Source organism: Cellvibrio sp. BR (assembly GCF_000263355.1).
Lineage (GTDB): Bacteria > Pseudomonadota > Gammaproteobacteria > Pseudomonadales > Cellvibrionaceae > Cellvibrio.
Window position 1 is genome coordinate 503,629 of record NZ_JH668202.1, and the last position, 14,990, is coordinate 518,618.

General features: G+C 48.1%; 16 protein-coding genes. 8 read left to right on the forward strand and 8 right to left on the reverse strand.

The features are described from left to right. Nucleotides 1–17: 17 nt before the first annotated feature. The 6 genes from O59_RS12505 (at nucleotide 18) to yjgA (ending at nucleotide 4,419) form a co-directional block, all read left to right on the forward strand. Nucleotides 18–1,670: an RNA polymerase factor sigma-54 gene (locus O59_RS12505; protein WP_007643221.1), complete on the forward strand. Its 1,653-nt coding sequence runs from the start codon at nucleotides 18–20 to the stop codon at nucleotides 1,668–1,670. A 104-nt stretch (nucleotides 1,671–1,774) separates the two neighbouring features. Next, the gene (gene hpf / locus O59_RS12510) at nucleotides 1,775–2,065 is read left to right on the forward strand and encodes a ribosome hibernation-promoting factor, HPF/YfiA family (RefSeq protein ID WP_007643222.1); all 291 of its coding nucleotides are present in this window, start codon (nucleotides 1,775–1,777) and stop codon (nucleotides 2,063–2,065) included. A 76-nt stretch (nucleotides 2,066–2,141) separates the two neighbouring features. Further along, nucleotides 2,142–2,591 carry a PTS IIA-like nitrogen regulatory protein PtsN gene (ptsN, locus tag O59_RS12515; protein ID WP_007643223.1) on the forward strand — a complete coding sequence of 150 codons (450 nt, stop codon included), beginning with the start codon at nucleotides 2,142–2,144 and terminating at the stop codon, nucleotides 2,589–2,591. Nucleotides 2,592–2,603: 12 nt separating this feature from the next. Continuing rightward, nucleotides 2,604–3,473, forward strand: coding sequence for an RNase adapter RapZ (gene rapZ / locus O59_RS12520; protein ID WP_040392346.1), 870 nt, complete (start codon nucleotides 2,604–2,606; stop codon nucleotides 3,471–3,473). Nucleotides 3,474–3,476: 3 nt separating this feature from the next. Beyond that, entirely contained in the window at nucleotides 3,477–3,749 is a 273-nt protein-coding gene (locus tag O59_RS12525) for an HPr family phosphocarrier protein (protein WP_007643225.1), read from the forward strand. Nucleotides 3,750–3,900: 151 nt separating this feature from the next. Further along, nucleotides 3,901–4,419, forward strand: a complete 519-nt coding sequence (gene yjgA, locus O59_RS12530) for a ribosome biogenesis factor YjgA (RefSeq protein WP_007643226.1) — start codon at nucleotides 3,901–3,903, stop codon at nucleotides 4,417–4,419. Nucleotides 4,420–4,484: 65 nt separating this feature from the next. On the opposite strand, the gene motB is transcribed toward yjgA, so the two are convergent. Next, nucleotides 4,485–5,456 carry a flagellar motor protein MotB gene (gene motB / locus O59_RS12535; RefSeq protein WP_007643228.1) on the reverse strand — a complete coding sequence of 324 codons (972 nt, stop codon included), beginning with the start codon at nucleotides 5,454–5,456 and terminating at the stop codon, nucleotides 4,485–4,487. A gap of 12 nt (nucleotides 5,457–5,468) precedes the next feature. Continuing rightward, entirely contained in the window at nucleotides 5,469–6,326 is an 858-nt protein-coding gene (motA, locus tag O59_RS12540) for a flagellar motor stator protein MotA (RefSeq protein ID WP_040392543.1), read from the reverse strand. 239 nt (nucleotides 6,327–6,565) lie between these two features. Between motA and O59_RS12545 the strand changes: the two genes are divergently transcribed. After that, a complete protein-coding gene (locus O59_RS12545) occupies nucleotides 6,566–6,880 on the forward strand; it encodes a DUF1244 domain-containing protein (RefSeq protein ID WP_007643234.1) in 315 nt (104 codons plus the stop codon). 90 nt (nucleotides 6,881–6,970) lie between these two features. Here the strand turns inward: O59_RS12545 and O59_RS12550 are convergent, their stop codons facing one another. Then, nucleotides 6,971–7,810 carry an ATP/GTP-binding protein gene (locus O59_RS12550; RefSeq protein ID WP_007643236.1) on the reverse strand — a complete coding sequence of 280 codons (840 nt, stop codon included), beginning with the start codon at nucleotides 7,808–7,810 and terminating at the stop codon, nucleotides 6,971–6,973. Between the two features lie 256 nt (nucleotides 7,811–8,066). Here O59_RS12550 and O59_RS12555 point away from each other — a divergent pair, with 256 nt between their 5' ends. Then, nucleotides 8,067–9,119 carry a LacI family DNA-binding transcriptional regulator gene (locus tag O59_RS12555; RefSeq protein WP_007643238.1) on the forward strand — a complete coding sequence of 351 codons (1,053 nt, stop codon included), beginning with the start codon at nucleotides 8,067–8,069 and terminating at the stop codon, nucleotides 9,117–9,119. Between the two features lie 90 nt (nucleotides 9,120–9,209). Here the strand turns inward: O59_RS12555 and nagB are convergent, their stop codons facing one another. From nagB to nagK, 5 genes are all read right to left on the reverse strand, one after another. Further along, nucleotides 9,210–10,013, reverse strand: a complete 804-nt coding sequence (gene nagB / locus O59_RS12560) for a glucosamine-6-phosphate deaminase (protein WP_007643240.1) — start codon at nucleotides 10,011–10,013, stop codon at nucleotides 9,210–9,212. Between the two features lie 161 nt (nucleotides 10,014–10,174). Further along, complete coding sequence (nagA, locus tag O59_RS12565) at nucleotides 10,175–11,332, reverse strand: N-acetylglucosamine-6-phosphate deacetylase (RefSeq protein WP_007643248.1); 1,158 nt, start codon at nucleotides 11,330–11,332, stop codon at nucleotides 10,175–10,177. Between the two features lie 47 nt (nucleotides 11,333–11,379). Beyond that, nucleotides 11,380–12,468 (reverse strand): acyltransferase family protein, encoded by a 1,089-nt coding sequence (locus O59_RS12570; RefSeq protein WP_007643251.1) that lies wholly within the window; start codon nucleotides 12,466–12,468, stop codon nucleotides 11,380–11,382. A 51-nt stretch (nucleotides 12,469–12,519) separates the two neighbouring features. Beyond that, nucleotides 12,520–13,812, reverse strand: a complete 1,293-nt coding sequence (nagP, locus tag O59_RS12575) for an N-acetylglucosamine MFS transporter NagP (RefSeq protein WP_157152564.1) — start codon at nucleotides 13,810–13,812, stop codon at nucleotides 12,520–12,522. Between the two features lie 126 nt (nucleotides 13,813–13,938). After that, complete coding sequence (gene nagK, locus O59_RS12580; protein ID WP_007643257.1) at nucleotides 13,939–14,847, reverse strand: N-acetylglucosamine kinase; 909 nt, start codon at nucleotides 14,845–14,847, stop codon at nucleotides 13,939–13,941. Nucleotides 14,848–14,990: the final 143 nt, after the last annotated feature.

Below are 14,990 nucleotides of genomic sequence, written 5' to 3' on the forward strand. Positions count from 1 at the left end.
GGTTTGTTGCTACAACAATGAAACAATCTCTCCAGCTTAAACTCGGCCAACAGCTGACAATGACTCCCCAACTGCAACAGGCGATACGTCTTTTGCAGCTCTCCACGCTGGATCTTCAACAGGAAATCCAGGAAGCGCTCGAATCCAATCCCATGCTGGAAGTTGAGGAAGGTTTTGACTCAGCAACTACCGGCAGCGATTACGAAGGCAGCGCGGACGATAAGATTGATTACACCCGCCAGCAGGAAATTGCTGCAGAATCCGGCACCGACAATAGCGCCGACTTCAATGCCAGCGACAATTTCTCGTCATCAACCGCTGATAACTTCAACGAACCAGGCTACGGCGAATCTGAAAGTTTTGGCGAGGGTGAAAGCTTTAGCGATGGGGAATCCTTTGGTGATAGCGATGTCTATGGTGAAGGCGATAGTTTCAGCGCCGACAGCGGTGACTGGAGCGACTCGATTCCCAGCGATTTACCGGTAGATACCAGCTGGGACGATGTTTACCAAACTTCATCAACCGGCAGCTCCAGCAACTACGATAATGAAGACAATGATTTTGAAAGCCGTCGCGCTGTTACCGACTCACTCTATGATCATTTGATGTGGCAACTCAATTTAACGCCCATGTCAGATCGCGACCGGGTGTTGGCGATGGCAATTATCGACGCGGTTGAACCCAGCGGCATGCTGTCTATTACCATTGAAGAAATATTCGAAGGAATGCGTGGCGATTTTGAAGAGCTGGAACTGGATGAAGTTGTTGCAGTTCAACACCGGCTGCAGCAGTTTGATCCCTGCGGTGTGTGCAGCCAAAACTTATCTGAATGTTTATTGGTGCAGTTACAACAGTTTGACCCCAAAACACCCTTTTTGGATTCGGCAAAATTAATCGCCAAACTTTACTTGCCTATATTGGGTAGTCGCGACTACCGTCAGTTAATGCGCCGCACCAAACTGAAAGAGGCCGAGTTGAGCCAGGCCATCACCCTGATCCAAAGCCTAAACCCTCGCCCAGGCGATATTATTGCCAGTGGTGACACGGAATATGTAGTACCGGATGTGTTCGTTGAAAAGCGCGATGGCCGCTGGATTGTTGAATTAAACCCGGAAATTGCACCGCGCCTGCGTATCAATTCCAATTATGCCTCCATGGTAAAGCGCGCGGACTCGAGCAGCGACAACACATTTCTCAAGGATAATTTGCAAGAAGCCCGCTGGTTCCTGAAAAGTTTACAGAGCCGCAATGAGACTCTGCTTAAAGTAGCCAGTTGTATTGTGGAAAAACAACGCGGGTTTCTCGATTACGGCCCCGAGGCTATGAAGCCGCTGGTGCTGCACGATATTGCTGAAATTGTTGAGATGCATGAATCCACTATTTCGCGGGTAACCACGCAGAAATATATGCACACACCGCAGGGTATCTTCGAACTGAAATACTTTTTCTCCAGCCATGTTAGTACCGATAGCGGCGGCGAGTGCTCTTCAACAGCGATTCGCGCAATTATTAAAAAGTTGGTGAGTGCGGAAAACCCCAAAAAACCGTTGAGCGACAGCAAAATCACCGACCTGCTCGCGGAACAGGGAATTCAGGTAGCGCGTCGTACCATTGCAAAATATCGCGAGTCGCTGAATATTCCACCCTCTAATGAGCGCAAAACCATTTAATTATCATTAATCGGTTATAAATACGAAATTCGGAAGAAAATCACGGACGAGCTGTTAGGTTGTGCTGATCACAACCATTTTGTTTCTATCGAGAGGAAGTATCTATGCAAATAAACATCAGTGGTCATCATTTGGAAGTTACCGATTCGCTGAAAGACTATGTCAGCAGCAAAATTGAGCGCCTGAGCCACCACCACGATCGCATTACCAGTACTCACGTCATCCTCTCCGTCGATAAGTTGATTCAAAAAGCAGAAGCAACCATCCATGTCAGCGGCAAAGATTTGTTTGCGGATGCCACTCACGAAGATCTGTACGCAGCAATTGATTCATTGGCCGATAAGCTGGATCGCCAATTAATTAAGCACAAAGAAAAGATGCGCAGTCATCGCTAACCCACCCTGGAGGCAGCGAGATCATCTCCGCTCACTGCCTCAACAATTGAGAGATTCCTGGTAATCACCTCCTACCATGCAAATTCAAAATCTTATTAGCCCCGGCCGAACCTTGTGTGCCGTTGAAGGCGGCAGCAAAAAACGTGCTCTGGAACTACTGGCCAACGCCATCGCACAGGATGTTCCTGGCATTGATGCCGATGAGTTATTTCGCCGTTTGATTGGTCGCGAGCGACTTGGCTCAACCGGTATAGGGCACGGCATTGCCATTCCGCATTGCAGGGTTGAAAACTGCAGCGGCACAATCGGTGCACTCCTGACATTGGCTGACCCGATTGACTTTGATGCCATAGATTCCCAGCCTGTGGACATTCTCTTCGCCATGTTAGTGCCCGAAGATGCTCATGATGAGCACCTACAAACACTGGCCGCTCTGGCTGGGGCGCTGAATAATGCTGACTATCGCCAGCGTTTGCGTGCTGCCGATAGCGATGCCGCACTTTATCAGGTCGCTATAGCGCCTTAGCAGGTCAATACCATGCACCTCGTGATTGTAAGCGGGCTTTCAGGCTCAGGAAAAAGTACCGCCCTGCATGTCCTTGAAGATGTGGGCTTTAACTGCATCGACAATCTACCAGTCAGCCTGCTACCCGCGCTGGTTGCACAAATACAAATTCATAAAGATGACCAACAGCGTTTTGCAATCGGCATTGATGTGCGCAACGCCTGGCAGGATCTGAATATATTCCCGCAGATGATAAGTACGCTGAAAGAAGCGCACCTGCCATTTCAAACCCTGTTTCTGGATTCTCAACCCGCCGTACTTATCCAACGTTTTAGCGAAACCAGGCGCAAGCATCCGCTGTCGGATAAACACACCAGCCTTGAGGAATCCATCGCCGCAGAGCAGCAGCTGCTTGAACCTATTCGCGATTGTGCCGATCAGGTCATAGATACCAGTCATTTAAATTTGCACGAATTGCGCGACTTGGTAAAAGAACGTGTTGTAGGCCGCAGCGAATCGACGATGGCGATTTTGTTTGAATCCTTTGGCTTCAAACATGGTATTCCGGTAAACGCCGATCTGGTATTTGACGCACGCTGCCTTCCCAACCCCCACTGGAAACCTAACCTGCGCCCGCTTACTGGCAAAGATCAGGATGTAATCGAATTTTTGGAAGAACAGATTACCGTCAAAGAGATGTACGACGATATCGAGCACTATTTGGCACGCTGGCTGCCGCGCTATCAGGCGAATAATCGTAGTTACATCACCATTGCGGTGGGATGTACGGGTGGCCAGCATAGGTCTGTTTACCTGGCAGAAAAGCTACAACGCTATTTTGACCAGAGTTTTAGTGATGTTCAGGTTCGACATCGCGATATCAATAAACACAAAAAACATTAAATCATGGCAATTGAAACTCTCGACATCATTAATAAACGCGGACTGCATGCACGCGCTGCCGCGAAACTTGCCACCTTAGCCAACCAATTTCAGGCTAATGTGCAAGCGCGGGTGAGCGACGGCGTGTGGGCCGATGCCAAAAGTGTTATGTCATTAATGCTTCTTGCCGCCAGCTGTGGCAGCCGCCTGGAAGTGAGCACAGAAGGTGATGATGCCGAGGCGGCAATGACTGCCATCCGTGCACTCATTGCTGATCGCTTTGAAGAAGGCGAATAAATACTCTATTGTTAATCTAAAGCGGTTGTTACTACCGCTTGAGTGCACTAAGCTGCGCGACCTTTTACATCGTTTCCCTTGTTATCGGCAATCGATTGGCAGATAAATCTGCACACTAGCCGCTACTCACCCGATCAATACAGATATTTTTATGGTTTATAACTACGACGACATCAATCCCGATGACTACATCCTCAGCAAATCGCAGGTCAAACGCGATATGCATGCACTGCAAGCGCTGGGTGAAAGTCTCATTGATATGAACGAAAAGCAGCTCGCCAGTATTCCCCTGAGCGACACCATGCTGGATGCAATTTACATTGCGCGCAAACTCCCCCCTAAAGAAGCACGTCGTCGCCAGATTCAATACATTGGCCGTTTGATGCGCGAGGGCAATCACGAGGAGATCAAAGCAGCGGTTGATAAAATGCAAAACCGCAGCGATCAATACGTGCATCGCCAACACCAGATCGAACGCTACCGCGACTTGCTGATTGAAGGTGACAAACAGATATTCCAGACACTGGTAACATCCTGCCCAGGTCTTGATGTACAGCATTTACGCCAACTGGTTCGCGCTGCGCAAAAGGAGCGAGAGGAGAACAAACCGCCAACCAATGCACGCAAACTGTTCGGTTTCATTCGCGATCAACTCGCTGCACAAGACTGAGACTGCCCATAATGAAAAAGCCCGGACATGATCCGGGCTTTTTCATTATGGCAATTGGAATTACATCAGGGCGCATTGGCCGCATCAATCGCGTCATTCACCTCTGTTGGCGACAAAATCTTAGGGCCGGCTGGCGGTGGTGCTATGAAGGTATCACTGCTGTTGATCAGCTTGCTGCTGTCTATACCTGCCCCACTACCCAAAGCATCGGCCACCGCTTTTTTCAGCACAATAATGGCGATGCGGCGGTTAATGGGTTCATTCGGGCGATCCACCAGAAAGGGAGCGGCTGAGCCCATACCCTGAACGGTGGCTACTTTTTCTTCCGGATAAGTTCCCTGCAACAACGCGCGGCGCGCGGCATTGGCACGATCAGCAGATAACTCCCAGTTAGTGTAGGTAGCTCCAACACCGTAAGGTGTTGAATCTGTATGGCCAGTGATGCTGATTTTGTTTTGCACTTTATTGAGGATAGGTGCAAGGGCGTTCAACACGTCCACCGAATAGGGTTTGAGGTTGGCACTTCCCACATCGAACATCGGTCGCTGATCCTTATCGACGATCTGGATGCGTAAACCCAACGCGGTAAAATCGATGAGGATCTGATCCTTAATTTGTTGGAACACCGAATCGAGCGCGTTAATCTCCGTCTCCAGTTGTTTTTTCAGTTCTTCCAGCTGCTCATTTTCAATGCGCTCCATTTCCTTTTTAAGCTGCTCTTCATTCACATCCTGCGCGGGAGCCTCTTGGGCTTCAGTAGGGGTAGAAGGTTGCACGGGCTGGTCCAAGCTGATCAAACCGGGGTTAGCACCGCCCTCACCCACCACATAGGGGCTACCCGGATCCACAAAATAACCAGAAATGGCTTTTTTTTCCTCTGGTGTAGTACTCCCCAATAGCCACATCAACAAAAAAAACGCCATCATCGCCGTCATAAAGTCGGCGAGCGCAACCTTCCATGAACCACCATGATGACCATGGCCATGACCCTTTTTCTTTTTGATGATAATGGGTTGCTGAGCTGAATTCTTTTCCATAAAAAATCGACCTTACTTCTTGCTGGCGCGATATTGCTCTTCCAGCTCTTTAAAGCTGGGGCGAACACTGTGGAAAAGAACTTTACGACCAAACTCGACCGCGACCTGCGGTGGTACTCCGTTCATGGAAGCAACCAGTACCGCTTTTACACATTCGTAGGAGCGACTCTCGTCGCGCACCTTGCCCTGTAAATAACTCGCAAATGGTGCGATGAAACCGTAAGCAAACAAAATACCGAGCAGCGTGCCCACCAGAGCCGCCGCTACAGCAGCACCAATTTCCGCTGGTGGCCCACCAATTTTACCCATAGTAATAATTACCCCGAGCACGGCCGCGACAATCCCAAAACCGGGCAAACCATCTGCCGCATTCTGAATGGCTCCAGGCACTACCGAGGCTTCCTGATGGTGGCCATCGAGCTCCTGCTCCATGAGTGACTCCAGTTCATGGGGCGCCATATTGCCTGCCACCATAATGCGCAGGTAATCACAGATGAATTCAACGATATGGTGATCTTTCAAAATAGAAGGGTAATTAGCAAAAATAGGACTGGAGTCGGGCTCTTCGATATCACCCTCAATGGCCATCAAACCTTCACGTCGCGTTTTGTTGAGGATGTCATACAGCAGCGTCAGCAGCTCCAGATAAAACACCTTGTTGAATTTGGAGGGCGTCATCAATGAGCCGCCGGATTTGATAACCCCCATAGTCACCGACAGTGGATTACCAATAATCATTGCCCCAAAAGATGCTCCGCAGATAATCAATACCTCGATGGGCGACATCAGCGCCATTGGGTTACCGCCATGGACAACAAAGCCACCGATAACACAACCGAGGACAACAATAATGCCCAAAATGATATTCACGCAAAAACCCCCAATCCAAAAACAGGTTTGCCCCGAAGAGATAAGCAACCCGTGAAATAACAAAACAATTCAGGCGACAAGCTTAACAGTACCGTTTGAGTATAGGCAGCTTGAATTGAGGATCAAGACAAGAACAGGATTTAATCCATAACAGACGACGGCAACACAGCAATTACCCCTGATTCAGATAAAGCATCGTAGAATATCGGCACCGTTTTAATTTACTCGAGTATCAACCTATGAAAATTGAAGATCTCAGCCCCGCCATGCGGGAAAAATTGGAAGCCGCCGCCTTTCGTCGCTTGGTTGCACACTTGGATAGTCGCAAAGATGCGCAAAATATCGACTTGATGAACCTCGCCGGGTTTTGCCGCAATTGCTTAAGCAAATGGTATGTAGCCGCCGGAGCAGAACAACAGCTTGAGCTGGATTATGAAGATGCGCGCACACACATTTATGGTATGCCCTACAGTGAATGGAAAACACAATTTCAAACGGAAGCTTCGCCGGAACAACAGGCAAAATTTGCGCAGGAAATGAACAAAAAAGATTAGCCAACACAAATATCGAGACAATAAAAAGCCGTTGCAACTGCAACGGCTTTTAGCAGACCCCATAAGCAGTGGGGCGATTAATTGCAGGGATTATTTCAATTGATACGCTGTCACCGTATTTTTGAAAAAATTGGGCACAAACAGCTGCTGGGTATTAGGATCGTAACCGATGTCCGCCGTATTGATTTTTTGCTCGCGTGAATCGATCAACAATTCAAGACCACCATCGCTGTGAACGTAATACACCAAGCCCACCCAGCAAGACACGATAAACTCACCGCGCTCAATCATTTCTATACCGTCAATTCCTGACTCAAACCCTTTGGCAATCACTGCACGATTTTTGTCTGCATCAACCAATATTAACTCTTGGCCAGCGCCTACCACCAGGGTAGAACCTAAGGCTTTCAGGCCATTGGCGCTGCTGACCTTATCCAAATAGAGTTCGATTTTACCATCCAGATAGCGGTGGACTTTATTCGTGCGCGTGTCAGATACAAACACCACACCGGAAGAATTTACCGTCACATCATTTAAAAAAACTGAATCGGCAACAGGAATTTTTTTGATAACTTTCTGTTTCTTGATATCAATAATGACCAGTTCGGTAATATCGGCCACATAGAGGTAATTCTCGTGCAGCGCCATACCTTTGGGCGCGTTGAGCCCGCTAATCCAGTTTTTATCGATTACTTTGCCATCGGTGGCTAATTTTGCGATGCCACCTTTGCCGTCAGCCACATCACCCTGCCCGTCAATCAATGCTACAAACAGGTAGGGCGCCTTTTTGTCGGCCACATAAAGCACTGACTCGGGCGTGGGTAAATCGATCGTTTGCCACAGTGATTCCAATTGTTTGGCAGCCTGAGCCTGAGCGCCAGCAAATAACAAACTAAATGATAAAACGATGAGCGTAGAGAATTTTTTCATGGATAAACCTCATTATGGTTATGGGTCAACACGAACACGCGCAGCAATAACACTTGTGCAACAGTCGGCGCATCCACATCTGTTTGCGCGTTCATGGTGCCACTGCTGATATACAGATCCAAAATGTTTTACATATCCTTGCGTGGCCTCACTGATTTGCCGGGCTAATCAGTGGTGTCACAGTCAGTGAAATGATTGCGCTCTGCCAGCCTAAGCTCTAACCTAGCACTTTGCTGATCAACTGAAACCTACCACTATGAAAACCAGTGTCGATAAACACGCACCCAAGTCCAAAGCCACGATTAAAGATGTCGCCAAACTGGCTGGCGTCTCGTTTAAAACCGTATCGCGCGTCATTAATAAAGAGGGTACGGTTGGGCAAGAGCTGCAGGAAAAAGTGATGCAGGCGGTCAAGGCGCTGAACTACCAACCGAATCTATCTGCGCGGTTACTGCGTGGGGCGGCCTCTTCCATCGGGTTTATTTACGACAACCCCAACAGCAACTACGTGATCGATATGCAAAAAGGCATATTGGGCGAATGTCGTCGTCAGGGTTATGAGTTGGTGATTCACCCCTGCGATTCCAAAGCCGACGACATTATCGATGAAGTGTTGAACATGGTGGATCGCAGTCAAGTAGGCGGCCTGGTACTCACACCACCCATGTCGGAAATGCCTGAGGTACTCTCTGCCCTGGGCAAACGTAAAATCCCATTTGTGCGCATTCTGTCCGGCTCACAGCCGCCCGATAAAAAAGGCCCCTGTATTTTTATCGACGACCGCACAGCAGCTTACAAAATTACCCAATACCTGATCGACCTTGGTCACAAATCTATCGCCTTTTTAGGTGGTGAAGAAACCCATAAATCCAGTATTGAACGCTTGGAAGGCTACAGAGCCGCACTCAAAGCCAACAAAATTACACTCGATAAAAAATTAATTATCCCCGGTGAATATTCGTTTGAGTCAGGGGTAAAACGTACTCGCCAACTATTGGCATCCAACTTAAAACCTACTGCTGTATTTGCCTGTAACGACGAAATAGCCGCGGGCACTTTATTTGCCGCGCGGATTCAAGGCGTGGAAGTTCCGCAGCAACTTTCTATTGTCGGCTTTGAAGACAGCCCCTTCTCGCGTCAAGCCTGGCCCAACCTCACCACTGCACAGCAACCCAATACCACGATTGCTGAACGGGCGACCGGGCTGTTAATTGACACAATTCGCGCGCACCGCGATGTGGAGAGTGAAGGTTTTTATCCGCAGCTAATTGTGCGTGACTCCACCTGCCCAGCCCCGACTAAACGCTAGTTCAATAACTCAGATACCAATCAATAAAAAGGCCGACTTGTTGCAAGTCGGCCTTTTTGGTTTTTAGCGATACTCTAACGGAAGTGTGAATCAACGAAGTTTCAACTGCTCCAATCTTTCCAATAATTTTTGATTTTCTATTTCGATATGTTTGTAAAAATCCACATCCGACAGCTGCGAAGCAGCCGCTTCATCAATTACTAACACCACCTGTTCATGCAACTGCAAGGCCGATGCCGGGCAAGCGGCGGTTAATGGCCCTTCCACTGTTGCTTTAATTGCCTCAGCTTTATTTTCACCCGTGGCAAGTAGCACCACTTTTTTTGATTCGAGAATTGTACCTATACCCATGGTGATGGATAAATGAGGCTGGTATTCGTCTGCGCCAAAAAAACGGGCGTTGTCTTCGATAGTCGCGCGCGTTAAGGTTTTTACTCGCGTGCGAGACATAAGTGACGAAGATGGCTCATTAAAACCAATATGCCCGTTGCGACCAATGCCGAGCAATTGAATATCAATACCACCTTTCTGTTTAATGGCCGCTTCATAAATTTCGCAAGCGTTAAACGGATCTTGCGCATCACCCGGCGGAACATGAGTTTGCGCCTTGTCGATATCAACATGATCAAACAACTGTTGATTCATAAAATAGCGATAACTTTGCGGATGGCTTGATGGCAAGCCAAGGTATTCATCCAGATTAAAACTGCTCACACGTTTAAATGAAACCTGAGCATTTTTATACGCAGCAATCAACTCTTTATAAAGTGCAACCGGTGTGGAGCCCGTCGCCAAACCCAAAACAGAATCAGGTTTTTGATTAATTTGTTGGATAAAAATATCTGCACCATAACGCGCAACCGCGGCAGCATCTTTCAAAATTACAACTTTCATCGAACACTCCAGTGAGTGGCATTAACTAAAAATTTAGCACTAAGGCTGAGCAGTAGTTTTTACTGGCAGTCCGTGGGAGACAGGATGTCGACGACGATCCCCCATGGATGGGTTTACGGCGAGTCTGACAGTAAAAGCTACTGCTCAACCGTTCCAGCTTTTTAAATATGGGACCGCAGATCACCCGCCACCCAGGTATGGGTTACACGATAATCATCGGTAAAATGAACCAGATCCGCGCGATAACCGCTGGCGATACGCCCCAAATAATTATCCACCTGCATAAATTGCGCGGGGTAAAGTGATGCCATGCGCAGGCTCTCCGCCAACTCCACACCAACCCAGGCAGTATTCAGACGCACCGCATCTATCATCCCAATCGCGCTACCCGCCAAACGTCCTTCCGCATTTACCAGGCAACCGTCTTTTTCATAAATAGTTTCGCCATAAATTTGAAACGATTTTTCCGGCGAGCCGACAGTCGACATAGCGTCCGTCACTAAATACATTTTGCCCTTGGGTTTTGCAGAGTAAGCAATTCGCGCAGACGCCGCATGCACGTGATAGGTATCAATAATAATTCCGCACCAACTGTTAGCGTCCTCAAGTGCAGCCCCCACGACTCCGGGTTCACGACCAGTAGTCGGGCGCATCGCGTTATACAAATGCGTAAATCCGGAGAGTCCTTCTTTTAGCGCATTGACTACCGATTCGTAATGCGCATCCGTATGACCCGCACAGACAACGACACCGGCCGACGTTAATTGTTTAATTTGACCGGGCGCCGCATGCTCGGGCGCCAGCGTGAGCATCACTTTAAAATCGTGCTGACCTTTTACCGAGGCCACCAACCAATCAATATCCGCCTGCTCCATTGCGCGAATGTAGCGCTCGTTGTGCGCACCGCGACGTGCCATATCAAAAAACGGCCCTTCCACATGCACGCCAAGAACACCTTTCATACCAGCAGCAACCGCATCCGCCACCGCTTTTACACCGGCCTGATGCACCTCACGGGTATCGCTAATCAAGGTTGGCAGCAGCGATGTAGTGCCGGTCGGGCGATGACCATCGAGTATGGTTTGAATGGCACTGACACTGGTATCGTTAGTAAAAAATGCCCCTCCGCCGCCATTCACTTGTAGGTCAATAAAACCAGCCGCAAGCACACCACCCACCAGCAATGTTTGCGGAATAGATGAGTCCAGTTGCGCACGTGGTAGCAGCGCGTCAATTTTTTCGCCCGCGAGTACCAGCGCGTAATCATCCAGAAATTCTTCGCCGGTAAAAATGCGTGCACCGACCAAAGCTTGTTTCATAAAAACACCTATAAAACGGTTTAACGTCCAAAGTAAAAAGGCGTTATTTAGAGGCTAATAATAATGTTGCGCTTATGCAGCACCCAGGCCACACACCACAGGATCAATACCATCAACAATGCAAACAATAATGAGGCCATATAGGGATCAGCAAAGGTGCAGAAGGCCGCATAAAGTGCCGCGTAAGCCGATTCACCACCCACTGGAATTAAATACAAGGTTGTCGCCAACAAACCCGACAGCACATAAATAAATAAGGGGTTTTTGCCAATAATTTCAAAAAAATGATAAACCGGTTTAACCGCGCTTGCCGCCGCAGATTGTTCAAGTTTAACCAACAATAACAGCAGCAGGATGGCAACCCCGCAGGTCAATACCACAAAAGAACTGGTCCAGAGTGATTTATTAATCGGGAACAACAAATTCCACACCAGCGCCAAACCAATCAATAACAGTGCTGCAACAAATAATTGGCTTAAGGCTTTTGCTTTATCCTCACTCGCCAGCAATACCCGCGTCGCTTCAAAGCCAATAATCACATTTACAATGGAGGGAACAGTGCTGAGGATGCCTTCCGGATCAAAGGCTAGCCCCTTGCCTTGCCACAAATGATTTGCACCCAATACTGCCAAATCAAATTGACGCACCAGGTTATGTTCAAGGCTGTAAGGGTCAGCAGCGATATTTAGCAAACCCCAATAGCCAAGCAATAAGATCGCACTCATCACTACCCGACCGGTAAAACCAAAATACAAAATAATAAATGCCGCAAAACCGTAGGCAATCGCAATGCGCTGCAACACCCCCATCACCCGCCAATTTTCAATGTTGTTGGTAAACGGATAAGCCGAGAGCAAAACACCAATCACAAATAACAGCACCACACGGCGCAGAATTTTTTGTGCTTGTGCCGCAGGCGCCAGCTGACGTAAACCACGCATAGCGAAATACATGGAGGAGCCAACGATAAACATAAAGAAGGGAAAAACAAAATCGGTAGCTGTGGCGCCATGCCAATCAGCGTGCAATAAAGGGCCGTAAACAAAACTCCACGAACCCGGTGTGTTGACCAGAATCATCAACGCGAGGGTCAAACCACGCATTACATCCAAAGCCTGAAAACGTTGTTTGACCACCGGATACCTCGCAGATGATAAAAATAGTTCCAAAAAATAACTCGCGATGAATTATTTCCAGCTGCGCAGTTTGTATCCTTTTGCTGCGTAATAAAGAATGAATAAATAACAGGGTGTCATTACGATGTATGCAGTCTGACGATCCACAATAGTGGACGCCGCACCTAGAATAACGGGCACTACCGCACCACCGGCGATTGCCATAATTAATAGCGCCGAACCAGTTGCAGTGTATTTACCCAGACCGCTCAGCGCCAAAGGCCAAATAGCTGGCCATACAATGGCATTGGCAAGCCCCAGCAGCGCAATACACAAAATAGTATTGGGAATAGCGGGCATACCCAGGAATGAAAAAAACGATGAAATAGAAGTGGATTCGTTGCTGCCAAACACAATTGCCAAACTGATAAATACCCCCAACACAGCGGAGACCAACAGCATATTTTGTTGGGAAATTACCCGCGGAATTAACACTATGCCAAGAATGTAACCAAACACCATACAGGCCATAGTGATAGAGGTGAGGATAGAAAAATTGGTATAGCCAATACTGCGCCCATAGGAGCCAATGGTATCGCCTGCGATCACCTCCACGCCCACATACAAGAACAGCGCGACAACACCCAACACTAAATTCGGAAACTGAAACACTTCGCGTAGCGGCAGCTTTTCTTCTTTACTTTCATCCAAATCCAATTCTGGCAGCGACGAAATTCTTACCAAAAAGGCAACAATACCAATCACTAACGCCATGTAGATATAGGGTAATACAAGGTTATCCGCGAGCTGTTCGATTTCTTCGGGGCTTGGTGTTTTTGATGCGGTGCCACTCATGCCACCAAGAATCAAAGCGGTAAATACCAAGGGCGCCACAATGCCTGCCGATTTATTCAAGATCCCCATAATACTGATACGGCGAGCAGCAGACTCCTCCGGCCCCATTTTTACTACATAGGGATTAACGGCAGTTTGCACTAACGTTTGGCCCGCCCCCATCATAAATTGCGCAACTAAAAACAACAGAAACCAATGGGATTTTGCAGCGGGAATGTATAACAGCGCGGCAGATGCCATCACCGCTAAACCAATGGCCATCCCATTTTTATAACCGACTTTGCGAATCACCCAGGATGAGGGCAAAGCAAAAACCGTTACTGCAATGTAAAACGAAAATAAAATAAATGATGCTTGAAAAGGCGTCAGGGTTAGTACCAACTCCAGGTACGGCATCAGAGAACCGTTGAGCCAGGTTACAAAGCCAAAAATAAAAAACAAACCGGCAATCATCGCCAAGGGAATTAAGTTGGATGACTGCTTGGGTACCGCCATAGTTTCGACTGACATAGTAAGTAACCTGCGCTAGTGGGTTTACATTGGGTTCTTATGTTTTTGGGTAAGGCTATTGGTACTGACCGAATTCATTGTTTCGTGGCTTTTATGAGCCCCCGTGTTTGCGGGCAAGACAAAAATCTATTTGCTAGAGATTTCCTGAACATTAAATTGCTGCTTGGCAAAATAGACAGCGCCGAATTCTGGTTGATACAACGCAGGCGAAAGGTTGTCCGCCATGTCTTTGTCCATCCAGGGAATAAGGCGCGGCGCCAAACCACCAATAATCGACATACGACCAGGCTGGGTTGCCCATAGGCGACGAGCTACAGCGCTCATATAAGCAGCGCCTTCTTTTACAATACTCATTGCAACTTCATCGCCCGCATCTGCAGCATCCACCACAAAAATGGCAAATTTGGCGTAATCACCTTGTTTGGCACCGAACATTTTGTCCACGATCATCACACCCTCAGCCTGCAAAAAACTGCTAATGCTGCGACTCAAAATAGTGGCCGGGCCAAGGTTGTCGTAATCGAGTAGCACGGCTTTAATCGCTTCCAATCCCATCCAGGCACCGCTGCCTTTATCGCCGATTGGAAAACCGTGACCACCTAAAAACAACGACGCATTATTAACGTAGGAATAACCACAAGAACCTGTGCCTGCAATCATCACCGCTCCTTCATCACTGTTGTGAGCACCAAGGCAGGCGATATGCAAATCGGTAGTGAGAAACATTTTTTTGAAGGGATGCTGCCAATCGCTCATCACTTCATAGAGACTGGGAACATTTACACCCGCAAGACCCGCGCCCGCAATCAACTGCCCCATCACAGCAGGTGGTAAACCGGCATCGATAAGAGCCAGTTCGGCGGCAGTGCGAATAGAATCTTTAGCTTGCTGTACACCATGGAAAGGGTTAGCCGGGCCGCCAACGCCAGTGCCTAGCACTTGTAAATCAGCGGTCATGATACTGGCACGACACTTGGTGCCGCCGCCGTCAATCCCGATGTACAAGGTCTGCTCGCCAAGCGGCATTTTCACCATGATCTACCTCTTTATTTTTAAATATAAACTTTGGCTCTTACAGCGCCACGCAACCATGCCAAATGCTATTTAAAGTCTGACAGTGGAATGGTCGCATATTTCCATGTCCAGCTGCGACAAAGGTGGTTATTTAAATCCAATCC